Origin of the sequence: Aeromonas sp. LsrichE-8G (genome assembly GCF_022869435.1) — a bacterium.
Classification (GTDB): domain Bacteria; phylum Pseudomonadota; class Gammaproteobacteria; order Enterobacterales; family Aeromonadaceae; genus Aeromonas; species Aeromonas caviae.
On sequence record NZ_JALIHH010000055.1, the window covers coordinates 20799 to 44687 of the forward strand.

Genomic DNA, 23889 nt, shown 5'->3' on the forward strand with positions numbered 1-23889 from the left:
GCTGGCGCATCAACGGACTGAATGAGGAAACATGTGATGAGCGCCCTGCCCGAAACCACCGGCTTCAAGCCGAAGAAATCCGTCGCCCTTTCCGGCACCGCCGCCGGCAATACCGCCCTGTGCACCGTGGGCCTCAGCGGCAACGATCTGCACTACCGTGGCTACGACATCCTGGACGTAGCCACCAGCTGCGAGTTTGAAGAGATAGCCCACCTGCTGGTGCACGGCCACCTGCCCAATGTGGCGGAGCTCGCCGCCTACAAGGCCAAGCTCAAGGCCCTGCGCGGCCTGCCCACCGGGGTCAGGACCGCTCTGGAGCAGTTGCCTCCCTCCGCCCACCCCATGGACGTGATGCGCACCGCCGTCTCCGTGCTGGGGTGCCTGTCGCCGGAGAAGGACGATCACAACCACCCGGGCGCCCGGGACATCGCCGACAAGCTGATGGCCTGTCTCGGCTCCGTGTTGCTCTACTGGTACCACTTCAGTCACAACGGTAAACGCATCCATGTGGAGACCGACGACGACTCCATCGGCGGCCACTTCCTGCACCTGCTGCACGGGCACAAGCCACGCGACTCCTGGGTGCGCGCCATGCACACCTCTCTCATCCTCTACGCCGAGCACGAGTTCAACGCCTCCACCTTCACCGGCCGCGTCATCGCCGGTACCGGCTCGGACATGTACTCCTGCATCACGGGAGCCATCGGTGCCCTGCGCGGGCCCAAGCACGGGGGCGCCAACGAGGTGGCCTTCGAGATCCAGAAGCGCTACGAGAATCCGGACGAGGCGGAGGCCGACATTCGCACCCGGGTCGAGAAAAAAGAGGTGGTCATCGGCTTCGGCCACCCGGTCTACACCGTCTCAGATCCCCGCAACAAGGTGATCAAGGAGGTGGCGCGCGAGCTCAGCCAGGAGCAGCACAACACCAAGATGTTCGATATCGCCGAGCGGCTGGAATCCACCATGTGGGAAGTCAAGAAGATGTTCCCGAACCTCGACTGGTTCAGCGCCGTCAGCTACCACATGATGGGGGTGCCCACCGCCATGTTCACCCCGCTGTTCGTCATCGCCCGCACCTCAGGCTGGTCGGCCCACGTCATCGAGCAACGCATCGACGGCAAGATCATCCGCCCGAGCGCCAACTACGTCGGCCCGGAGGATCTCCAGTTCGTACCGCTCAAGGAGCGCAAGTGATGATCAACACGCAATATCGCAAGCCCCTGCCCGGCACACAGCTCGACTACTTCGACGCCCGGGAGGCGGTAAACGCCATCACCCCCGGCGCCTGGGACAGGCTCTCCTACACCGCCCGCGTCCACGCCGAGAACCTGGTTCGCAAGTGCGATCCGGCCATCCTCACCGAATGCCTCGGCCAGATTGTCTTCGGCAAGCGTGAGCGCGACTTCCCCTGGTTCCCGGCGCGGGTGGTGTGCCACGACATCCTGGGCCAGACCGCCCTGGTGGACCTGGCGGGCCTTCGCGACGCCATCGCCGAGCAGGGAGGAGATCCCGCCCAGGTCAACCCTGTGGTGCCGGTGCAGCTCATCGTCGATCACTCGCTCGCCGTCGAGTGTGGCGGCTTTGACCCCCAGGCGTTCGAGAAGAACCGCGCCATCGAGGATCGCCGCAACGAGGATCGCTTCCACTTCATCGACTGGACCAAGCAGGCGTTCAAGAACATCGAGGTGATCCCGCCTGGCAACGGCATCATGCACCAGATCAACCTGGAGAAGATGTCCCCCGTCATCCACGCCGATCGCGGTCTGGCCTACCCGGATACCTGCGTCGGCACCGACAGCCACACCCCCCACGTGGATGCCCTCGGCGTCATCGCGGTGGGGGTGGGTGGGCTGGAAGCCGAGAACGTGATGCTGGGGCGCGCCTCCTGGATGCGGCTGCCTTCGATCGTCGGCGTGGAGCTCTCCGGCAAGCCGCAACCCGGCATCACCGCCACGGACCTGGTGCTGTCGCTCACCGAATTCCTGCGCCAGCAGAAGGTAGTCGGCGCCTACCTGGAGTTTCGTGGGGAGGGGGCCGCCGCCCTCACCCTCGGCGATCGGGCCACCATCTCCAACATGGCGCCGGAGTATGGCGCTACCGCGGCCATGTTCTTCATCGACCAGCAGACCCTCGACTACCTCAAGCTCACCGGCCGTGACGACGAGCAGGTCAGGCTGGTGGAAACCTACGCCAGGGAGGCCGGCCTCTGGGCCGATGCCCTGGCGAGCGCCCAGTACGAGCGGGTGCTGCACTTTGACTTGTCCACCGTGGTGCGCACCCTGGCTGGCCCCTCCAATCCCCACCGTCGCCTGCCGATCTCCGCCCTGGCAGAGCGCGGTATCGCGGTGGATCTGGACAAGGCTCGCGCCCAGGAGGCGGACGGCCTCTTGCCCGATGGCGCCGTCATCATCGCCGCCATCACCAGTTGCACCAACACCAGCAACCCGCGCAACGTGATTGCCGCAGGCCTGTTGGCCCGCAACGCCAACCGGCTCGGCCTGAAGCGCAAGCCCTGGGTCAAAACCTCCCTAGCCCCCGGCTCCAAGACGGTCGCGCTTTACCTGAAAGAGGCGGGGCTGATGGATGAGCTGGCACAGCTCGGCTTCGGCGTCGTGGCGTTTGCCTGCACCACCTGTAACGGCATGTCCGGTGCCCTGGATCCCGCCATCCAGCAGGAGATCATCGAGCGGGACCTCTACGCCACGGCGGTGCTCTCGGGCAACCGCAACTTCGACGGCCGCATCCATCCCTATGCCAAGCAGGCGTTTCTCGCCTCGCCCCCCCTGGTGGTGGCCTACGCCATCGCCGGCACCATCCGCTTCGACATCGAGAAAGATGTGCTGGGGGTAGTGGACGGTCAGGAGATTCGCCTCAAGGATATCTGGCCATCTGATGAAGAGATCGACGCCGTGGTCAAGGCGTCGGTCAAGCCGTCCCAGTTCCGCCAGGTCTATATCCCCATGTTCACCCAGGAAGAGGATCAGGGCCCCAAGGTGACGCCCCTGTACGACTGGCGTGCGCAAAGCACCTATATCCGTCGCCCGCCTTACTGGGAGGGGGCACTGGCGGGCGAGCGCACCCTGCGCGGCATGCGGCCCCTGGCGCTGTTGCCGGACAACATCACCACAGACCACCTCTCCCCTTCCAACGCCATCCTGCCCGGCAGCGCGGCGGGGGAATACCTGGCGAAGATGGGCCTGCCGGAGGAGGACTTCAACTCCTACGCCACCCACCGCGGCGATCACCTGACCGCCCAGCGCGCCACCTTCGCCAACCCCCAGCTGGTCAACGAGATGGCGGTGGTGAACGGCGTGGTGCAGAAGGGGTCCCTCGCCCGGGTCGAGCCGGACGGCCGGGTGATGCGAATGTGGGAAGCCATCGAGACCTACATGGCGCGCAAGCAGCCCCTCATCATCGTGGCCGGTGCCGACTACGGTCAGGGCTCGTCCCGGGACTGGGCAGCCAAGGGGGTGCGCCTTGCCGGGGTGGAGGTGATCGCGGCGGAAGGCTTCGAGCGCATTCACCGCACCAACCTCATCGGCATGGGGGTGCTGCCGCTCGAGTTCAAACCGGGCACCACCCGCCTCACGCTGGGCCTCGATGGCACCGAGACCTATGACGTGGTGGGAGCACGCCAGCCGCGCACCGATCTCACTCTGGTGATCCGCCGTCGCAGCGGCGAAGTGATCCAGGTGCCAATGACCTGCCGCCTCGACACCGCCGAGGAGGTCTCGGTCTATGAGGCGGGTGGCGTGCTGCAACGCTTCGCCCAGGACTTCCTGGCGTCAACCGCGCAAAAGGCCGCAAGCTAAATCGCAACCCCGCCCCTTTGAAAAAGGGGAAGGCATAAGGCACCCTCTCCCTTTGGGAGAGGGTTGGGGTGAGGGGACATCCCCCTCATCCGCCCTTCGGGCACCTTCTCCCAGAGGGAGCAGGATCAATGACTATTCTCAGGACACTCTCTATGGCCCACATACCACAAGTCAGAATTCCGGCCACCTACCTTCGTGGCGGCACCAGCAAGGGGGTCTTCTTTCGCTTATCTGACCTGCCCGAGCGCTGCCAGCAGCCGGGCCCGGCACGGGATGCCTTCTTCCTGCGGGTCATCGGCAGCCCCGACCCCTACGGCGCCCACATGGACGGCATGGGGGGGGCCACCTCCTCCACAGCCAAGTGCGTGATCCTCTCCAAAAGCCAGCAACCCGATCACGATGTGGACTACCTCTACGGCCAGGTCGCCATCGACAAGGCATTCGTGGACTGGAGCGGCAACTGCGGCAACCTCTCCACCGGCGCCGGGGCCTTCGCCATCCACGCCGGCCTGGTGGACCCGTCCCGCATCCCGGAGCACGGCACCTGCGAGGTGCGCATCTGGCAGGCCAATATCGGCAAGACCATCCACGCCCACGTGCCGGTGACGAACGGCCAGGTGCAGGAGACAGGCGATTTCGAGCTGGACGGGGTGACCTTCCCCGCCGCCGAGATCGTACTGGAGTTTCTCGACCCGTCCGACGAGGGTGAAGACGGCGGCGCCCTCTTCCCCACCGGCAATCTGGTGGACGATCTGGAGGTACCCGCGTCTGTTGTAAAGAGCGGCGTACTGAAAGCCACCCTGATCAGCGCCGGCATCCCCACGGTGTTCGTCAACGCCGAGGACATCGGTTATGAGGGCACCGAGCTGCGCGAGGCGATCAACACAGATCCGCAAGCGCTCGCCCGTTTCGAGGCGATCCGGGTTGCCGGTGCCCTGCGCATGGGGCTCATCAAGCGCCCCGAAGAGGCGGCCACTCGCCAGCACACCCCGAAAATTGCCTTCGTCGCACCCGCCAAGGATTACCGCACCGCCAGCGGCAAGGAGATTATTGCCGGCGAGATCGATCTGCTGGTGCGGGCCCTCTCCATGGGCAAGCTGCACCACGCCATGATGGGCACCTGCGCCGTGGCCATCGGCACGGCGGCGGCCATTCCCGGCACCCTCGTCAATCTGGCCGCCGGGGGCGGCGAGCGCGAAGCGGTGCGCTTCGGCCACCCCTCCGGCACCCTGAGAGTCGGAGCCCAGGCAGAGCAGGTAGCGGGACAGTGGACGGTCACCAAGGCGGTGATGTCCCGCTCCGCCCGCATCCTGATGGAAGGCTGGGTGCGGGTCCCTGGAGATGCCTTCTAGCCCGCTGCGGCATCACACCGACCAGGCCAGCCAGACGAAAAGAGCCCCAAGGCGACTGCCTCATGGCTCTTTTTTGGATGTTTCAGGCTGTAAAAATCACATCATCATTGCGGTCTTGCCACACACTCCACCTTTCTTGGCACATTGTGCTTCGCGTCCCCGCCGATGAGCCGCTTGACCTGCCCTGGTGGGCAGCGACCGTCATCCACATAGGCGGTCTCCCCAAGGGGCAGCCTGCCTGGGGGCGGATCCTGACTCAGATAGGTGACGGGAATGGGCGCAGGCGCAAACCCACTGCACCCCGACATCAGGAGTGCGCCGCACCACAGAGCCAGCATGCCTCCCCTCTTTCCTGCAACCGCCATCGCTCACTCCCTGCCTCTGTCGGGGCACCGACCCGGCGCCCCTCGTTTCGGCAGTCTACCCAGGGATGGCGCCGGACCGACACCCGTCTCCGGCGCCGTTGTGACGATTCCAGACACAGGCAAAAATATCGGCTTTTCACGGCTTCGACCCGTAGTAGTGGGTCAGCAGGGCATCGGCCTCGTCCACGGAGATCGCCATCTGCGGCCAGCGCGCGGCCTTCTCCCTGATGTCCCGCAGGCTCCCCAGCTCCGGGCGCAGTGCGCTGCCGAGGTGGCGGTTCAGGGCATCAAAGCGGGCGATCACCCCCTGTCGGCTGAAGTGCCCGGGCGCCAGATCCATCCGGTAGCCCTGAAACAGCCACTGGAGTCCCTGATAGACGGCGGGGTGGTAGACGCTGTGATGATCCTCCTCCTCGAAGTAGCGGCTGGTGACGTGCAGGTTTGCGCCGGGTGCCCCCACTACCTGCCGCGCAAACTGCTGCAGGCGATCCCGGTGAAACGCCGAGCGCCCGAATCCCGGGGTGAAGGGGTTGTTGGCCACCGCCATAAATAGCGAGGAGGCGTGCTTGAGCGGCCCGGTCAACTCCGACGCGATGCGCTCGTAATTGCGGGGGTAATCGAACCAGAGGCTGGCGTCGATGGCGATCACTCCCTGGAACTGGCCGCTATCTTGCGCCTGTGCATCGAGCGCCAGCAGGCCGCCGAGGGAGTGGCCCACCAGCAGGGCCGGCGCCTGGGTCCGAAACCTCTCCTCGATGAGGGGGCGCAGCTCCTCACTCAGATAGCGCAGGAACCGGGGCCCGCCCCCCGTCACGGCATAGCCGGGCCCCGCCGGTGCCCCATTGGGCAAGGTCATGGTGTGGCTCGGGGTGTAATCCCGCATCCGGTCGGTGTTGTGCACCGCGACGATGATGAGGGGGGGAATCGCCGGATTGAGCCCGGCCCGCAGGGCCCGGGTGATGCCGACAACCTCCAGCAGACTCTTCTCCCCGTCGAGCAGATAGAGCACGGGGAACCGAGCCCCGGGCTCGCGCTCATATTCCTGGGGCAGAGAGACGCTGTATTGCCGCGTCTCCCCCAGCAGGGCCGAATGGTGGGTGAAGCGCTGGGCGTAGTGGAGCATGTCTGCCTGGGCAGAAGAGAGTGTGATCATGGTGAGCAGCAGGATGATGAGTCTTGTCATGGGATGAACCAGGATTGCGTCGCCAGCCTTGGGGATCCCCCGTAGGGCGGCGCACAGAGACGACAACAGGGCCCGAGGCCCTGCTGTCGTCGGTCGTTACAGCTTGTAGGTGAAGCCTGCCATCAGGTTCGCCGGCTCGCCGTACATATTGAAGGTGCTGGTGGAGCCGACCCGGTAGAAGTACTCCCGGTCGAGCAGGTTGTAGAGGTTCAGGGTCGCCTGCATCCTGTCGTTGATCTCGTAACGCACCGCCGCATCGAACAGGGCATAGCCCCCCTGATGGGTCTCGACCCCCTTCTGGTTGAAGCCGTAGTCGCTCACCGCCGTCATCCCGGCCCCGAGGTGCAGCCCCTGCACCCAGTCGGCCAGGTGGTAGTCGGTCCAGAGTGAGAGGGCGTGACGGGGGATGGTGTCGAATTTCGGGTTGTGATCCCCGGCCTTCTCCTCGATGTCGGTGAAGGTATAGCCGGTCATCACCATCCAGTTCTGGCTGAGATAGCCGCTCGCCTCCAGCTCCACCCCTTGCGTCTCCACCTTGCCGGTGGCCCAGTAGGTGTTGGTGATGGCAATGCCCTGATCGTCGTAGGCCTGGGCCGCGATGTTGTCGTCCTTCATCAGGAAGAGGGTCGCCCGGGTGTTGAGCAGGCCGTCACGCAGCGAGGACTTGATGCCGGTTTCCCACTGGCTGCCCTCCCGGGGCTTGAGCAGGTTGCCGCTCTCGTCCTGGCTGGTCTGGGGCTTGAACACCTTGGAGTAGCTGGCATACCAGGCGTGTTCGTCGCTCAGGTCATAGACGGCCCCCGCGTAGGGGGTGAGCTTGCCGTTGAACGTACCGGACTCGCCGCTCTGGACTCCGGAACTCAGGGTCGTGCTGACGGCATCCAGATCGTACCAGGAGACGCGGCCCCCGGTGATCACCGAGAGCGGCTCCAACAGACGCCAGGTCACCTTGCCGTACAGACCGAGCTCCGACTGCTCCTCATGATCATTCTTGGTGTAGCTGTAGTCCGGCTTGGCGACCCGGGTCGGGTCGAAATCGAACACATTGATCTTGCCGAGGTTGCGGTTGGTGTAGGTCTGGATGTCCGACTCGTAGCGCTTGTAGTCGGAGCCCAGCACAAACTCGCTCTTGTGCCCCAACAGATCGAACATCTGGCTGTAGTTGGCATCGAAGGCCATGTTCTTCTGCTGGTTCCCCTGGCCGTTGAACATCAGCCCGGTGTTGCCCGCCGCGTCCATGGGGCCGTTGGTGAAGGTCTGCTCCAGCCGCATGTCGTGATCCATGTAGCGGGCCGAGACCTGACCCACCCCGCCGTTGGCGAAGGCGTGCTGCAGCGAGGCCCCTACATCCGTGGTGTCGGCGTCGAAGAAGTCTTCAGCCGACCCCAGGTAGGTGCTGCGGCCGATGTCGAGCAGGGAGCCGTCCTTGTACGCCGGCAGGCCGTTGGTGGGCAGGATGTCCTTGGTCTGGTGCAGGGCGTAGACGGAGAGGCGGGTGCGATCCGAGAGATCGAACTCCAGGGTGCCGTAGTAGGTACCGTTGTCGTTGTTGTTGTAGTCCACCTGGTTCTTGATGTCGGCGTTGGCCACCACGACGCGACCGCGCAGGGAACCCTCGTCGTTGAGTGCGCCCCCCATGTCCGCCTCCAGGTAATGCCTGTCCCAGCTGCCATAGCGCGCCGTGACCGAGCCCTTGAAGGCGTCGGTCGGACGCTTGAGCACCATGTTGATCACGCCCCCCAGCTCGCTGATGCTGTTGAAGAGGCCGGAGGGGCCCCGCATGATCTCCACCCGATCCACCGCCGCCAGCGACGGCAGGGTGCCGTACTTGCTCTGCATGGGCGATGGCAGGCCGTTGAGGTTCACCTCGTCGTATTCATAGCCGCGGGAGAAGATGGAGGAGCGGCCGCTGTCGTTGACCAGGGTGCGCAGACCCGGCGTGAACTTGGCCAGATCGTCCACCGCCACGAAGTTGCGCTCCTCGATGTAGTCGTTGGTCAACACGGTGATCGACTGGGGGATGTCTTTGAGGGCCGCCGGCGTCTTGGTGCCGACGGTGGCCGAGTCGACCCCATAGCCTCCCGTCTCCTCCGACGGCGACATCCCGTAGAGTGGATTGCCATAGACGACCAGGGTTTCGTCCGGCTTGATGTCCGGTGTGTGTGCCCCTGCCGGGGCGGCAAAGGTGACGGCCAGAGCGGCAGAGATGGCCAGAGCCAGCGGGCTTCGCGCTTTATCCTTCAAGACAACCATAGTAACAGTGACCCCAAGATAGAGATGATAATCATTTTCATTTAATTTTCCGGGGGCTAATATATCACTCCATCTTCCGCCGCAGTTTTGCGGTGTGGTCATTTCACTCTTCGACATGGTCAAATTGCACATGACTGACACAGTGGCAAGGGACACCAGCGCACGCCAGCGAGGCCGTTTCACCGGCAGGGTGGAGAACCTGGTGATCCAGGAGGGTCTTCGCTTTCACAACAAGGACATCGTTCACAAGGCAGACTTCGCCACCGAGCGGGAGTTGCCGCCGCAGTTGATCATCGCCATTCCTCTCGAGAGCCGTGCCCTGATGACCTATGGCGCCACTCACAGGCTCAAGGGGTGCCGCTTCCATGAGTCCGACCCCATAGTGGCAACCGCCATCCTCTATACCGAGCCCGACATCGTGCAGGGGGCGGCCAAAGCCCAGGTGCGCAGCCGCAGCATCGTCCTCTCCCTGGACCACACCTGGCTCGCCCACAACCTGGCACAGGCGCATCGCAAGGCTTTCGCACAGACCTTCAGCCGCCATCTGAGCCGCGTCGACTGGACCCTGCCCGCGGCGCTTGGACAGATTGCGGAAGCGCTCAATCTCACCAGCAGCCAGAACGCCTCCGAGATGCTGATGCGCAAGGCCTTTGCCCTCAGTGTCTGGGAGAGCCTGATGACCCACCTCCAGCAGGCCGCCTCCCCCTGTTGCCAGCGCCAGAACGAGCACCCGACGCGCCTCAAGATGCTGCTCAGGGATGAAAAAGTGGACGAGATGACCCTGACCGAGATCGCGGCCACCCTCGGCATGAGCGTCTCCACCTTGCAGCGAGCCGCAAAAAAAGAGCTGGGCATGAGCCTGCAGCGCTACCTTCGCCAGCGAAAGCTGCAAGAAGCGCGGGCCAGGCTGGAGGCGCGCAGCCTCTCTCTGCAAGGGGCCGCCGCCCACGCCGGCTATGACCATGTGGCCAATTTCATCACGGCGTTTAGAAAGCAGTTCGGCTTCTCGCCGACGCGGATCGCCAAACAGGGTAAAGAGCAGGAGCAGGCGCCCTCTGCAACGCCTTGAGCCTCCTTGTTCATGCGCAATACATCTTTGCTCTGGGATAGTAGGCACCACGCAGGTGGGGTGGCGCTTGAAATCAGCGCTCGTCATCCACACATTCAGTGCATACAATGCGTTAACGAAGCACACTTGGTCGCTTCACCCCGGAAATCAAGAGGACATCAAGATGGATACCCGTTCTATCTACACTGGCACCCAGGGTGCCGTGCGCGACACCAACAAGGTGCTGCGCAACACCTACATGCTGCTCTCCCTCACTCTTGGCTTCTCAGCCGTGGTAGCCGGGGTAGCGACCGTCATGAACATGCCGCCCCTGCACTGGGCCGTGTTCCTCATCGGTGTCTACGGCCTGATGTTCCTGACCGAGAAGAACCGTGACAACGGCATGGGGCTGGTGTTCACCTTCGCCCTGACCGGCCTGCTGGGCTATAGCCTCGGCCCCATCATCAACATGTACATGAACAACGGCGGCGGCGAGATCGTGATGACGGCGCTGGGCGGTACTGCGCTCACCTTCTTCGGCCTGTCTGCCTATGCCCTGACCACCAAGCGGGACCTCTCCTTCCTCGGCGGCATGCTGTTCGTCGGGTTCTGGGTACTGCTGGTTGCCATGGTCGCCAACATCTTCCTGCAGATGAGCGCCCTGAGCCTGGCCCTGTCCGCCATGTTCATGCTCTTCTCCTCCGGCGCCATCCTGCTGACCACCCAGCAGATCGTGCGCGGCGGCGAGACCAACTACATCTCTGCCACCGTCACCCTGTATGTCTCCATTTACAACATCTTCCTGAGCCTGCTGAGCCTGCTTGGCGGCAACCGCAACTGATGGATGCTTAAGATGCACAAGACCCCGCTTCGGTGGGGTTTTTATTGGCGCCCATTTCTGTCAGGATAAGTTGCAAATCAAGGATATGAAGCGAAGTGGCCCTGATCCAAATCAGGGCCGTTTCGTTGCCGACGGGTTATGCTGTCGCTTTCGTTTCGCTCAAGGGTTGCCTTCATCCCATGCCCATGGACTTCTCAGGTTTATTGCGCCGTCTGCTGACCGACAGCCACATCGATTTCACCTCGTTCAAGGGGGGTGCCTAGCATGCCGATGGATTTCTCCGGCCTGCTGCGCCGGCTGCTGACAGACAGCCACATCTATTTCGCCCTCAAGGTCCTGCTCGCCATCGCGGGGCTGCTCGCCTTCGCGCTGGCTACCGGTGACATCCAGCTCACCGTGCTGCTCTCCCTCGGGGTGGTGGCCGGCGCCATCGCCGAGACCGACGACAGCCTCTGGGGCCGGGTCAAGAACCTCGCCATGACCCTGCTCTGCTTCCTGTTCGCCTCATTGTGCGTGCAGTATCTCTTCCCCACCCCCTGGCTCTTTGCCATCGGGCTCGCGGGCTCCACCTTTATCTTCGTCATGGTGGGTGCCCTCGGCCAGCGCTACGCCACCATCAGCTTCGGCTCCCTGCTGATTGCCATCTACACCATGCTGGGGGCCGCCAAGGCGCCGGCTCTCTTCTATCAGCCGCTTGCCCTGTGCGCCGGGGCCCTCTGGTACGGCCTGGTGTCCCTGGTCTGGCTCTGGCTGCTGCCCTACAAGACACTGCACGAGCAACTGGCCCAGAGCTACTTCGCCCTCGCCCGCTACTTGCAGGAGAAATCCCGCTTCTTCCCGGCCGACGAACACGGCGCCCAGGCCATCCGCCACAATCTGGCCCAGCTCAACATCAACCTGGTCAATGCCCTGAACCAGGCCAAGACGGCGCTCAATGCCCGTCTTCATGCCCCCGGCCGCCACGGGGTGGCCCCCGAGCTCGCGGGCCTGCTGCGCCTCTACCTGCTTGCCCTGGAGATCCAGGAGCGGGCCACCTCCAGCCACTACCCCTACAGCAAGCTGGAAGCAGAGCTCAAGCAGGGCATCGTCCTCGACGGCTTCCAGGAGGTGCTGTCACAGCTTGCCGACGCCTGTCAGCAGCTCGGCTACGCCATCCTGGTGCACAAGCCCTACACCCACCACAAACGCATTCACTGGACCCTGGAGGCCCTCGGCGATCAGCTGGAGTTCACCCACCTCAAACAGCACTACCCCAAGACCCTGCTGACACCGATGAAGTTCCTGCGTCGCAACCTGGCCAGCATCAACCAGTTGCTGCAAAGCGCCGAAGAGCTGCAAAACCCCGCCGCGCCGCCCACCAGCCTGCCTCCCCTGGCACGGCCGGTCGCCCTGCCCCTGCTGGCATTGCTCAGGCAGCACCTGACCCCGAACTCCATGGTGTTTCGCCATGCCTTGCGGCTCTCCCTCGGGCTGGTCGTGGGCTATGGCATCCTGCAGGCGTTTCACCTGGACAAGGGGTACTGGATCCTGCTCACCGTATTGTTCGTCTGCCAGCCGAGCTACAGCGCCACCCGCCGTCGTCTGGTGCAGCGGATGCTCGGCACCTTTGCCGGTATCCTCATCGGCGTGCCCGTGCTCTGGTTCTTCCCTGAGCTGCACCTGCAACTGGGGATCATGGGGCTTGCCGCCTTCCTGTTTTTCACCCAGGTGCGCAGCAACTACAGCGCCGCCGTCTGCTTCATCACCCTCTACGTGCTGATGGCGTTCAACCTGCTGGATGGCATCGGCTTCGCCATCCTGGGACCCCGCCTGCTCGATACGCTGCTCGGCTGCCTGCTCTCCTACGCCCTGGTGGCCTGGCTCTGGCCCGACTGGCAATACAAGCGGTTGCCGACCCTTATCGCCAACTCCCTGTCCGCCAATGCGAAGTACCTCTCGGCGGTACTCGCCAGCCTGCATCGCCAACGGGATGAATCCCTGGACTACCGGGTGGCCCGCAAGTGTGCCCACCTCGCCGACAGCGAGCTGGCCATGGCCTGGCAGAGCATGCTGGTGGAGCCGAGCAAGCGCCGCCGCTTCCTGGATCTCTGCTTCACTCTCACCTGGCGCAACCATGCCCTGCTCTCCTATATCTCGGCGCTCGGGGCCCATCGCGACAAACTCGAGCCCATCGAGGGGCTGGAGGAGATAAGCCGCCACATCAGCCAGACCCTGGAGCAGGCCGCCGGTCACCTGGCGGGGGAGATGCCGACGCCGCTCGCGGGAGCCTGTCCGGCCATCGCTCCGGAGAGCAGCGAGGAGCAGCTGATGCTGAGCCAGCAGCTCTCCCTCATCAGCCAGTTGGCAGACGAGCTGTTGGTGCTGGCCAACGACGGCCAGTTGCTGACAGGTCAGGGTCGAACCTAGCCGGACATAGCCGCCGGGCCGATCCCGCCCGAGGCAGGCGCCAAGCGCCGCCCCGGTTGCCGGACGGGACGCAAGGCGCTACCATGCCCGCCCCATTGAGATAGCCTTTTCGAGGAAGCGTCATGTCCGAGCCACACCATTTGCAGTTCAACGGCCAACTCATCGAGACCGATGCCCAGGGCTATCTGCGCCACAGCGAGCAATGGAGCGAGGCGCTGGCCCTGATGCTGGCCGAGAAAGAGGGGATTGTGCTGGAGGATCCCCACTGGGAAGTAGTGCGTTTCGTACGGGCCTTCTATCTGGAGTTCAACACCTCCCCCGCCATCCGCGCCCTGGTCAAGGCGATGGAAAAGCAGTACGGCCCGGAGAAGGGCAACAGCCGCTACCTCTACAAGTTGTTCCCGGAAGGCCCCGCCAAGCAGGCCACCAAGATCGCAGGCCTCCCCAAGCCGGTGAAGTGCATCTAGTCCTCCTCGGCAGCCCGATAGCCACACTGCCTCCCCCGTGTTGGACACAAAAAAAGACCGCGCCCATGTTGCCATGAGGCGCGGTCTTTTCATTTCATCGTCCTGTCAGGGGTTGTAGGCCACCACGGAGCCGCTCAGGCCCGTCATCTGGCTGATCCGGCTCTGCATGCCCTGCAACTTAGCCTTGGAGACATCCGGCCCGATGAAGACCCGGTTGATCTGCCCCTGCACCGGGGTTCTCGGCGACGTCTGGGCCGAGTAGCCCGCCGCCCTCAGCTTGCTCACCAGGGCATTGACGCTGTCTGCATTCTTGAAGGCGCCGAGCTGCAGTATCCAGCTCCCCTGAGCCGGGGCTGCTGCCGCCGGTGCCGTAGTCGGCTGGGCCATCTTGCTCGCGATGAGATCATCCATGGTCTTGATCTGGCCCGCCTGCGGCTTGGCCTCCACCGGTTTTTGCACCTCTACCGGCTTGGTTGGCACCGGCTTGGGTTTGGGCTGCTCCACCGGTTTCTTGGCGATCACTTCCGGCTTGGGCTCGGGTTTGGGCTGGGGCTTGGATTGCGCCACGGCCTGTACCGGCTGCTGCTGGGTGATGGGAGCCTGACTGGCTCCCGCTGGATTGGCTCCCCCCTGATTGGCCAGGGTCACGGTATCGCCAATCTCCTCTACCTGCCACTGGGTCGCGGCAGAGGCCTGCTGCTGACTCGCCAGATGCTCGGCCGGCAGGGTGCTCGCCGCCGAGACCTGAAGCGCAGGTTTGGCGGGCTCTAGCTCCGGACGCAGGGGGATCTTGGCGAAGGCCTCGTCCTTCTGCTCCAGCTTGTTGCCGTCCATCAGGTCCGGCAGAAAGATGACCACCAGGGCGACCAGGATGACGGTCCCCACCAATCTGTTTTGAAACTTCGAAGCCAAGTTAATTTCCACCCATGTTACTTAGGATCCATTGCAATCTTGCACACTTCGCAAAGAACGCCTCCCCTCACGCCGGCTGGCGAAGCCGGGTCCCTCGCCACCCACTTGGCCTGAAAGGGGATTATCCAGTGCAAAACCCGGCCCGTCGTCACGTTGACAGAGCCAGGGGAGCGAACGACTCAGACCGCGCCCAGAGCCAGCACGTCGGCGACAGTGTAAAACGAGCCGAACACAATGACCATATCGTCAGGACTCGATGCGGCCAAGGCGGCGCCGTAGGCATCCCCCACGCTGGCAAAGGTGAGCGCCGCGCCCCGGCCGCTGCCAAGGGCCGTCGCCAACTGGTCGGCCGTGGCCGCGCGCGGGCCGTGGAGGCTTGCCAGGAACCACTCGTCAATCAGACCGTCAAGCTCGGCCAGCGACCCCGCCATGTCCTTGTCCTTGAGCATGCCAACCACGGCGCGGCGCTTGCCCTTGCCGGGGCGCCGACGCAGCTGGCTGGCGAGATAGGCCGCAGAGTGGGGATTGTGGGCCACGTCGACGATGACCAGCGGCGAGGTTTGCAACTGCTGCATCCGGCCAGCCAGGCGGGCATTGGCCAGGCCGTCGCGGATGGCGGACTCCGACAATGGCAAACCGAGGGACTCCAGGGCCGCCAGTACGGTGACCGCATTCATCAGCGGCAGGGCCGGTTTGGGCAATCCCGACCAGTGGTGCAGGCCGTGATAATCCCAGTCACCTTCATGCTCGTCACCACGAAAATCGATGCCGACCTGACGCAGGCAGGCGCCGAGGCGCGCCGCTTCGCTTGCAATGGTCGACGGCGGATTGGGCTCCCCACTGATGGCGGGTTTACCTTTGCGATAGACGCCAGCCTTCTCCACCGCCACCGCCTCCCGGGTATCCCCGAGCCAGTCGCAGTGATCCAGGGCAATGGAGGTGATCAGGGCGACGTCCGATTCCACCACATTGGTGGCATCAAGCCGCCCCCCCAGCCCCACTTCCAGCAAGAGCACATCGGGCGCGGCGCGGCGAAACAGCCACAGACCCGCCAGGGTGGCGAACTCGAAGAAGGTGAGGGCGATGTCGCCCCGGGCGGCTTCCACCTCGGCAAAGGCCGCGCAGTGATCGCCATCGGCCAGCTCCTGGCCATTGACGCGCACCCGCTCGGTAAAGCGCAGCAGATGGGGGGAGGAGTAGACACCGACCCGGTAGCCGGCGGCCATCAGGATGCTGGCCGCCATGGCGCAGGAGGAGCCCTTGCCGTTGGTGCCCGCCACCGTGATCACCTTGAACGGCAGTTCGGTGAGGCCCATGCGGCGGGCAACCGTGCCGACCCGCTCCAGCCCCATGTCGATGTTGGCCGGGTGGATCTGCTCCAAATAAGAAAGCCAGTCGACCAGCGACCGGCTTTGGGATTGTTGCATGTGTGAACTCATCTTCAGTCTTCGATGACCTGAGTGTTCATCAGCTTGGCCAGCAGACCGGCCAGACGGTTGCGCATTTCGCGCCTGTCGATGATGAGATCGATGGCACCCTTCTCCAGCAGGAACTCGGAGCGCTGGAAGCCTTCCGGCAGTTTCTCGCGCACGGTCTGCTCGATGACGCGAGGGCCGGCAAAGCCGATCAGCGCCTTGGGTTCGCCTACGTTGATGTCACCCAGCATGGCCAGACTCGCGGAGACGCCACCCATGGTGGGGTCGGTCAGCACAGAGATGAAGGGCAGGCCCGCCTTGGTGAGGCGATCTAGGGCCGCACTGGTCTTCGCCATCTGCATCAGGGAGAACAGGGCTTCCTGCATCCGCGCACCACCGGAGGTGGAGAAGCAGACCAGGCCGCGGCCTTCCTTGATGCTCTCCTCGACGGCGCGCACGAAGCGGGCACCGACCACGGAGGACATGGAGCCCCCGATGAAGGAGAACTCGAATGAACAGGCGACGACCGGTACCCCCTTAAGGGTCCCCTTCATCACCACCAGCGCATCCTTCTCGCCCGTCTCTTTCTGGGCGGCAGACAAACGATCCTTGTAGCGCTTGGAATCCTTGAATTTCAGGATGTCTTGCGGCTCCAGCTCGGCCGCGACTTCGCTGCGTCCCTCGGCGTCGAGGAAGCTCTCGAGACGGGCACGTGCGCTGATGCGCATATGATGGTCACACTTGGGGCACACTTCGAGATTGCGCTCCAGCTCTGCCCGGTAGAGCACCTGTTCGCAAGCAGTACACTTGGTCCACACCCCTTCCGGAATGTTGTGACGACGCGGTGTGGTGATCTTGCTCTTGGGAAGGATCTTCTCAAGCCAGCTCATGGAATTCCTTAATGCATTTGTGCCTGACAAAACACATCGAGCCTTGATTGTTCAATGACTTAACGGCTCGATGGCAATAAACGACGGATCATTAAACCACAAATTTTCGGGCCCAGTTACTAAAAACTGGTCGTACCCGGTGCCGAGTCCGGCAGCCACAGCGGACCAAGAGGCGGCCGGGGCAACCCGAATTCGACCGGGTAATCCACATCCACCAGATAGAGGCCGCCCGCCTTGGCGGTCGGGCCCGCCAGGTTGCGATCCTTCGCCGCCAGCACCTCGGCAATCCACTCCACCGGTTGAAGCCCTTGCCCCACCAGCAGCAGGGAGCCGGTGATATTGCGCACCATGTGATGCAGGAAAGCGTTGGCCTTGATGTCGAGCACGATGTAGGGGCCGGAACGGCTGACACACAGGTGGGTCACATTGCGCCAGGGGGTGTTGGACTGACAGGCGACAGCCCGGAAGGTGCTGAAGTCGTGCTCCCCCAGCAGGCTCTGGCCCGCCTGGTGCATCAGCGTCGCGTCTATGGTTTCGTGGTAGTGACTGACGCCACTGCCGAGGATCGCCGGTCGGTAGTTGTGGTTGTAGATGACGTAACGGTAGCGACGGGCGGTGGCGCTGAAGCGGGCATGGAAATGCTCGCCCACCTCCCTGACCCAGCGCACGGCGATGTCAGGGGGCAGGTTGGAGTTGAGCCCCAGGGTCCAGGCGCCTTCTGCGCGGTTCGACTCGGTATCGAAGTGGATCACCTGGCCGGTGGCATGCACCCCCGCATCGGTGCGACCGGCACACTGGATGGAGACGGGGTGGTTGGCGATGCGGCTGAGGGCTTTTTCCAGCTCCTCCTGAACGCTGATCACTTCGCGCTGGCGCTGCCAGCCGAAGTACCGGCTGCCGTCATATTCAATACCAAGGGCAATTCGCATGGGTAACGGTGTCTTCTGATGAAAGGATGCAGTGAAAGAAACGGGGCGGATTATACGCGCTCGGGCTCAAAAGTCCCAGACCGGGCGAGGCCGCGGTGCGGGGCCCCCAAAGAGAGAGGGCAGCCCGCGGGCTGCCCTCTCTGGTGCATGGATGACAAGGGCCTGCCTAGCCCAGACGCTTGAGCAGCTTCTGCGCCTCGCTGCGCTGGTGCTCGCTGCCCTGGGCCACCGCCTCTTCCAGCAGCTCGCGGGCGCTCTCCTTGTCGTCGATCTCGAGGTAGGCCCGGGCCAGATCCAGCTTGGCCCCCACCCCGCCGTCATCGGCATCCACATCAAAGCCGTTGGACTCCGGCAGCACCTCGGGGAAACCGTCCAGCCCCACATCCAGGGAGAAGCCCTGATAGGGTTCCTGCTCCGTGCTGCTGGCATCGGCATCGGCCAGCAGCTTGTCGATTTCAACGAAGTCGCTGTCTTGCACCTGCTCGCGGGGTTTCACCTCCCCCTGATGGGACTCCACCTCGGCGAAGGCATCCTCGAAGTCCGCCAGGGCCAGCTCGCTGGGATCCCACTCGGACGCCGTCGGCTTGGTGGGCTCCAGCCCGAGCTCGGCCAACATGTCGTCCACATCGCCCTTGCCAAACCCCGTCTCGTCGATGTGCGGCGCCTTGGCGGCAAGCTCATCGTCGGTCGGCTCGCCAAACCCGGTCTCTAGATCGCTCAGATCGAAGTTGGCCAGTGTCTCGTCACGCTGGCTGCGGCTCTCCTCCTGTGCCTGGGCCAGATCCGCTTCCAGATCCGCGTCCAGCTCGGCAAACAGGGCGGCCTGCAGCTCCTCCTCGGTCATGATCTCGTCATGACCACGAGCAGAGGAGGTGGGCTCGTCGGAGAGATCGAGTTCCGGCACCACGGGCAGATCGAAGTCCCCCTCGTGGGCCAGATCCAGCTCGGGCACCAGATCCGGATCCCGGTTCGCCATCGTCACCGCAGGCTCCACATCAAAAGCGGAGAGCGCCGTCTCGTCATCCCGGAAGATGACATCGGCGGCAGCACTGGCGCCATCTTGCTTCCTGCTCACTTCCGGCTCGTTGAGATCCGGCATGCCATGGAGGGGCTCGTCATCCGCGATGCCCACCGTCATCAGCTGATCAAACTCGCTGTTCTCGTCTCCCATGACCATGGAGGTCGACTCGGAGAGGCTCTTCTCCTGCTCTTCCAGCTCGCGGCGGGCACGAGCACGCAGCCAGAGCGTGACCAGGGCAAGCACCAGGAGTACCGGCAGCAGGATGATCATGGCGAGATTGAGCGGCGAAGAGAGCAGCTCCATCAACCAGCCCTGTTTGGGCACCGGCGCCACCACGGGAGGCGTCGGATTGGCCTTGAGTTCCGCCACCTCTTTTTGCAGGGCGGTCTGATCCTGCAACTGGGCCTTGAGGGTCTCCACCTCTTCGGTCAGGGCTTGCAGGCGCAGCTTGAGCCTGTGGTTCATCTCGGTGACCTGGCCGAGCTGGGCGTTGGCATCTTCCAGGGCCAGCGCCATCTCGGTGGAAGGTTTACCCACCGCAGTGGCGGGCAGGGGCGCCGGCGCCGTGCTGGCGGCGCTGCTCGCAGCAGCGCTCACCACCACGGGGGTGGAGACAGCCGCCTTGGCGGTCTCCTTCACCTCGGGGGCTGGAGCCGTTGCCTTGGGTGCCGCCGGGATCGGCGCCGCCTTGGGCGGTGTATTCTTGGCCACCACAGCCGGCTTGGCCGGAGCAGGCTTGCTCACCACCGGCTGGGCGACGTGGGATTGCTTGTTGGCCAGGTATTTGGGGCTCAGCCCCTTCCAGCTCGCGTTGTCGCTGTTGAAGCGACGGCGTGCTTCGGCATCCGTGATGCGCCCCGCCTCTGCGGCGGTGGGCAGCAGGATGTGGGAACCCACCAGAATATGGTTGATGTTGCCGTCTGCGAAGCTTCGGGGGTTCTTGTCATAGATGGCCACCATGGTCTGGTAGACGCTTACCCGGTTGGACGGGCGATGCTTGCTCGCCAGACTCCAGAGGGTATCGGTGGGACGCACGGGACCATAACTGCCAGCCGATGCAGCAGGTACCTGACGCACGATGGGCTGGGCTCTGGGCAGGGTGACGGGCGCCACGGGCTGGGCCCGGGGCTCTGGTTGCACCGCGGGGGGCGGTGAGCCATCCGGTCCCTTGAGTTCGACAAAGAAGGGTTCTCGCGCCCCCTCTTCGCCCTGAACCGTGCCCAGAAGCCCCAATGCGAGTAGCGTTGCCAGCGTTATGCGGGAATGTCCCATATTCGTTCCTTCGTATGACGGCCCTATCACATTGAAAAATCTGGATAGTTACCCCAAAACAATCGGCTCAATATAAATCAGGCGCCGGTCTCAAGCCAGCGATCCGACATATTTCGCGCCCGGCGGCAACCAGAAAGCAGCCCCAGACGCGAACCAGAGTGTAGAAAAAAACCTAGTCCACTGATATCACACGGTATTCCAAAAACCGGAGAGTGGGTTCCCGGTCACATCCCGGGGCCAGGGCGCCCACATCAAGGCGGGGTTCCCTCCCCGCCCGGGGCCGACATCCGGCCTCAGAGGTAGTCGCGTACCAGCAGTTCGGCAATCTGCACGCTGTTGGTTGCCGCGCCCTTACGAACGTTATCGGCCACGATCCACATATTGATACCACTCGGATGAGAAATATCCTGGCGTACCCGCCCGACCATCACATCATCCTGACCGGTGGCATCGCGCACCGGGGTCGGGTAGTCCCCTTCATCATCAAACAGAGTGACGCCCGGGGCATTGCGCAACAGCTCCTTGACCTGCTCGGCGTCCAGCGGCTGGTGCAGCTCCACATGGACCGCCTCGGCGTGACCGTAGAAGACCGGTACCCGCACGCAGGTAGGGTTCACGGCGATGCTGGCATCCCCCAGGATCTTCTGGGTCTCCCACACCATCTTCATCTCTTCCCGGGTGTAGCCGTTGTCGGTGAAGGCATCGATCTGCGGGATCAGGTTGAAGGCGATCTGCTGCGGATAGAGGGTCGGCTCCACCGGACGGCCGTTGAGCAGGTGGGCGGTCTGGCCCGCCAGCTCGCTCACCCCTTCCTTGCCGGAGCCGGATACGGACTGGTAGGTCGCCACGTTGATGCGACTGATGCCCACCTCGTCGTGCAGGGGCTTGAGGGCCACCAGCATCTGGATGGTGGAGCAGTTGGGGTTGGCGATGATGTTGCGGTTGCGAAAATCGGCCAGCGCGTCCGGGTTCACTTCCGGAATGACCAGGGGAATGTCCTCGTCGTAGCGGAAGCAGGAGGTGTTGTCGATGACGATGCAGCCATGCTCGGCGGCGATGGGCGCCCATTTGGCCGAGACCTCGGCACCGGCGGAGAAGAGTGCAATCTCCACCTGGCTCCAGTCAAAGGCCTCCACGTCAAGGATATCGACGTTCTTGCCGCCAAAACGCACCGTGTCCCCAGCGCTGCGACTGGAGGCGAGCGGATAGAGGGTCGCTACCGGGAAGGCGCGCTCCTCCAGGATCTCGATCATGGCCTGACCCACGGCGCCGCTGGCACCCAATACCGCTACGTTGAATTGCTGACTCACTGATCTGTTCTCCTGTGATGCGGCCCGTCGGGGCCGGGCATGAAGGCCCCGGCTGGCACGCGTATCGGTTTGATGACAGGCCGCCATGATGCCGGGCCGGGGGGAGGCGCCGCCTGGGCAAGCCCCTCCCCTTGTTGAAATCGGGTTTATTGCTCCGAGACGGCAAAGCCCAGTCGGGCCAGTCTGTCGTCGGCGAAGGGCCCTTTCAGTTGCAGGGCGCCCAATTCGCGCCGCTCGGGGTAGCGCTTGCGCTGCTCATCGAAGCTGCCGGGCAGCCCGATCCGGTTGCGAAAACGGGCGTCGTCCCGGCGCACGTCATAAACAAGGTGGACAAGCTGCTTGATGAGCGCCTGATCCGCCGGCTGCCCCGGCGTCAACTCGCGCACCTCTGGGGCAGGCAGCAGGGATTGCAGATCCTGGCGCGGGGTGCGCCCCAGTTGCCGGCACAGCGCCTCATAGAGCATCCAGGTGCCACGGGCCTTGCCTTCCAGGCTGTAACCGGCGATGTGCGGGGTGGCCAGCTCGGTATGGGGCACCAGTTCCTTGAGGGGCTCCGGCTCTCCTTCCCACACGTCCATCACCAGTCGCAGGGGATGGGGCCCCTGCTGGCGGACAAGCAGGGCATGGTTGTCCCACACCTCGCCGCGGGAGGCGTTGATGAGGATCTGCCCGGCCGGACGCTCGGCGATCTCCTCGGCTCCCAGCAGGTGGAAGGTGGCCTCATCCCCTTCACGAAGATAGGGGACATGGAAGCTGACGATGTCGGCATCCAGGGCGGTGCGGTAATCCACGAAGTCGCCAGCGGCGCCGCTACGGGCCAGGGGCGGGTCGCAGCGCAGCACCTTCATCCCGAGCGCCTCGGCCTTGCCGGCCACGCTCTCGCCGGTGTTGCCGGCACCGATGACGGCGAGGCTCATCTCGCTCAAGGTCAGCTCATGGCGTTCCGCCAGAACCAGCAGGGCGGAGAGCACGTAGTCCCCCACCGACACCTTGTTGCAGCCGGGGGCGCTGAAGAAGGGGATGCCCCGCGCCGCCAGCAGCCCCTGATCGATGTGATCCGTGCCGATGGTGGCCGTACCGACAAACCCCAGCCTGGGGCAACTCGCCAGGAGCGCTTCGTTGACCCGGGTCACGGAGCGCACCAGCAGCACATCCGCCTCTTGCAGATCCGCGGCCTTTATTTCTCGTCCCGGCAGGGGAACCACTTCACCAAATTCCGCAAACAGCTCCACCGCATGGGGCATATTTTCATCAACGACGATCTTCATCGGCACGCATCTCGTCCACAAGGGCCACAGGCGCGCCATTCTAGCCCAAACGCGACGGATTTTCAGAGGCTTGTTGGCAGACCGCTCTGCGGCCATCTTTCCGCCTCCCGGCCTCAGGTGCGGGCACGATGCCCGGCAGCATCATATGTAACAGCCTGTTGCCCTCGCCCCCTTCGCCTTGACCAGAGCAACCTGACTGGCACAATGACGCCTCTTTTTAGCCGCTCGCGCCACCGAACCGGACCCCTTGATGCCGACTCACTCCTCTTCGTTGCCACGCCGCAAGGTGCTTCATTTCAATGCCCTCCTGCTCCTCCCCCTGCTGCTGCTCGTCTGCCTGCCCTGGCAGCCGTTCATGACCCAGGCCCTGCAATCGGGCTGGCTATGGTGGCCCTACGCCCTCACCCGCATGGTGGACTTGCCGGGGCTGGTCATCACCATCGCCGCCCTGCTGCTGCTCACAAGACACAAGCTGACGCTGGACAGTCGTGCCCTGCTGGCGCTGGCTGGCGCCCTCTTTGCCGTACTGGCGAGCGACTGGGTCATCAAGAGCCTCATCAAGCTGCTGACCGAGGAGCCCAGGCCCTACCTCATCTGGCTGGAGAGCCAGGAGCTGATCCCCGCCATCCGCCAGTTCTATGGGGAAGCCAGGCCCTTCGCAGTGAACAGGTCCACGCCGCGACCCAGTTGCTGGCGCTGCCCGCCTGGCTCGGCCAGCACTGGCAGGCAGAGGTCAACTACGCCTTTCCCTCCGGTCACAGCATCGCCGCCATGAGCCTCGCCCAGTTCTTCGGCCTGATCTGGCTGGCCCGGGCTCCCGCCGGGGCCTGGCTGCTGCCACTCTGGGCCATCGGGATTGGCCTCTCGCGCACCCTTATCGGCATGCACTGGCCCCTGGATGTACTGGCAAGCGCCCTGCTTGGCAGCCTCACCGCCCTACTGGCCGCCCGCTGGTGGTTGCGCCACTACTGACCTCCAATAAAAAACGGGCACCTGGGTGTAATGCCAGTCAGTTAAGCCTGACTGGCATTGTTTTTACTAGGTTTTCTCGTCGCATACTTCTGTGGTTTGGCTTTGATGCACCTTGGGTAACTTCGTTCTCGGCGGGCGGGTAACTTGAACTGCTCTGCCTGTTTGTCCAACTC

16 protein-coding genes and 1 pseudogene are annotated in these 23889 nt (G+C 63.9%); 8 read left to right on the forward strand and 9 right to left on the reverse strand.

All coding sequences use genetic code 11. The annotated features are described in order from the left end of the window. Window positions 1–36: 36 nt before the first annotated feature. From prpC to prpF, 3 genes are all read left to right on the forward strand, one after another. Window positions 37–1194: a 2-methylcitrate synthase gene (prpC, locus tag MUW49_RS10835; RefSeq protein WP_244812740.1), complete on the forward strand. Its 1158-nt coding sequence runs from the start codon at window positions 37–39 to the stop codon at window positions 1192–1194. Then, the gene (acnD, locus tag MUW49_RS10840; protein ID WP_244812741.1) at window positions 1194–3812 is read left to right on the forward strand and encodes a Fe/S-dependent 2-methylisocitrate dehydratase AcnD; all 2619 of its coding nucleotides are present in this window, start codon (window positions 1194–1196) and stop codon (window positions 3810–3812) included. The genes prpC and acnD overlap by 1 nt, the downstream gene beginning before the upstream one ends. 152 nt (window positions 3813–3964) lie before the next feature. After that, window positions 3965–5164, forward strand: a complete 1200-nt coding sequence (prpF, locus tag MUW49_RS10845) for a 2-methylaconitate cis-trans isomerase PrpF (RefSeq protein ID WP_244812743.1) — start codon at window positions 3965–3967, stop codon at window positions 5162–5164. A gap of 501 nt (window positions 5165–5665) precedes the next feature. Here prpF and MUW49_RS10850 read toward each other — a convergent pair. Both MUW49_RS10850 and MUW49_RS10855 read right to left on the reverse strand, forming a co-directional pair. Beyond that, complete coding sequence (locus MUW49_RS10850) at window positions 5666–6712, reverse strand: alpha/beta hydrolase-fold protein (protein ID WP_113977531.1); 1047 nt, start codon at window positions 6710–6712, stop codon at window positions 5666–5668. A gap of 96 nt (window positions 6713–6808) precedes the next feature. Then, the gene (locus tag MUW49_RS10855) at window positions 6809–8965 is read right to left on the reverse strand and encodes a TonB-dependent siderophore receptor (RefSeq protein ID WP_244812745.1); all 2157 of its coding nucleotides are present in this window, start codon (window positions 8963–8965) and stop codon (window positions 6809–6811) included. A gap of 130 nt (window positions 8966–9095) precedes the next feature. Between MUW49_RS10855 and MUW49_RS10860 the strand changes: the two genes are divergently transcribed. The 4 genes from MUW49_RS10860 (at window position 9096) to MUW49_RS10875 (ending at window position 13727) form a co-directional block, all read left to right on the forward strand. Next, window positions 9096–10034 carry an AraC family transcriptional regulator gene (locus MUW49_RS10860; protein WP_244812747.1) on the forward strand — a complete coding sequence of 313 codons (939 nt, stop codon included), beginning with the start codon at window positions 9096–9098 and terminating at the stop codon, window positions 10032–10034. 163 nt (window positions 10035–10197) lie between these two features. Further along, on the forward strand, window positions 10198–10854 hold the full coding sequence (locus MUW49_RS10865; protein WP_010675134.1) for a Bax inhibitor-1/YccA family protein: 657 nt from the start codon (window positions 10198–10200) through the stop codon (window positions 10852–10854). Between the two features lie 264 nt (window positions 10855–11118). Next, window positions 11119–13260 carry a YccS family putative transporter gene (gene yccS / locus MUW49_RS10870; RefSeq protein ID WP_244812748.1) on the forward strand — a complete coding sequence of 714 codons (2142 nt, stop codon included), beginning with the start codon at window positions 11119–11121 and terminating at the stop codon, window positions 13258–13260. A 122-nt stretch (window positions 13261–13382) separates the two neighbouring features. Next, window positions 13383–13727, forward strand: a complete 345-nt coding sequence (locus MUW49_RS10875) for a TusE/DsrC/DsvC family sulfur relay protein (protein WP_052814563.1) — start codon at window positions 13383–13385, stop codon at window positions 13725–13727. Between the two features lie 105 nt (window positions 13728–13832). Here MUW49_RS10875 and dedD read toward each other — a convergent pair whose 3' ends face one another. From dedD to MUW49_RS10910, 7 genes are all read right to left on the reverse strand, one after another. Then, the gene (gene dedD / locus MUW49_RS10880; protein ID WP_161469633.1) at window positions 13833–14639 is read right to left on the reverse strand and encodes a cell division protein DedD; all 807 of its coding nucleotides are present in this window, start codon (window positions 14637–14639) and stop codon (window positions 13833–13835) included. A gap of 179 nt (window positions 14640–14818) precedes the next feature. Then, a complete protein-coding gene (gene folC, locus MUW49_RS10885; RefSeq protein WP_161469632.1) occupies window positions 14819–16078 on the reverse strand; it encodes a bifunctional tetrahydrofolate synthase/dihydrofolate synthase in 1260 nt (419 codons plus the stop codon). 2 nt (window positions 16079–16080) lie between these two features. Further along, window positions 16081–16944, reverse strand: coding sequence for an acetyl-CoA carboxylase, carboxyltransferase subunit beta (gene accD / locus MUW49_RS10890; RefSeq protein WP_010675139.1), 864 nt, complete (start codon window positions 16942–16944; stop codon window positions 16081–16083). Between the two features lie 119 nt (window positions 16945–17063). Then, complete coding sequence (gene truA, locus MUW49_RS10895; protein WP_244812750.1) at window positions 17064–17873, reverse strand: tRNA pseudouridine(38-40) synthase TruA; 810 nt, start codon at window positions 17871–17873, stop codon at window positions 17064–17066. Window positions 17874–18039: 166 nt separating this feature from the next. Beyond that, window positions 18040–20166 carry a FimV/HubP family polar landmark protein gene (locus MUW49_RS10900; RefSeq protein ID WP_244812752.1) on the reverse strand — a complete coding sequence of 709 codons (2127 nt, stop codon included), beginning with the start codon at window positions 20164–20166 and terminating at the stop codon, window positions 18040–18042. 293 nt (window positions 20167–20459) lie between these two features. Then, complete coding sequence (locus MUW49_RS10905) at window positions 20460–21476, reverse strand: aspartate-semialdehyde dehydrogenase (protein WP_041214974.1); 1017 nt, start codon at window positions 21474–21476, stop codon at window positions 20460–20462. A 146-nt stretch (window positions 21477–21622) separates the two neighbouring features. Next, a complete protein-coding gene (locus tag MUW49_RS10910; protein WP_244812754.1) occupies window positions 21623–22744 on the reverse strand; it encodes a 4-phosphoerythronate dehydrogenase in 1122 nt (373 codons plus the stop codon). Between the two features lie 250 nt (window positions 22745–22994). Between MUW49_RS10910 and MUW49_RS10915 the strand changes: the two are divergent. Further along, a pseudogene (locus MUW49_RS10915) lies at window positions 22995–23716 on the forward strand (phosphatase PAP2 family protein). Window positions 23717–23889 lie beyond the last annotated feature (173 nt).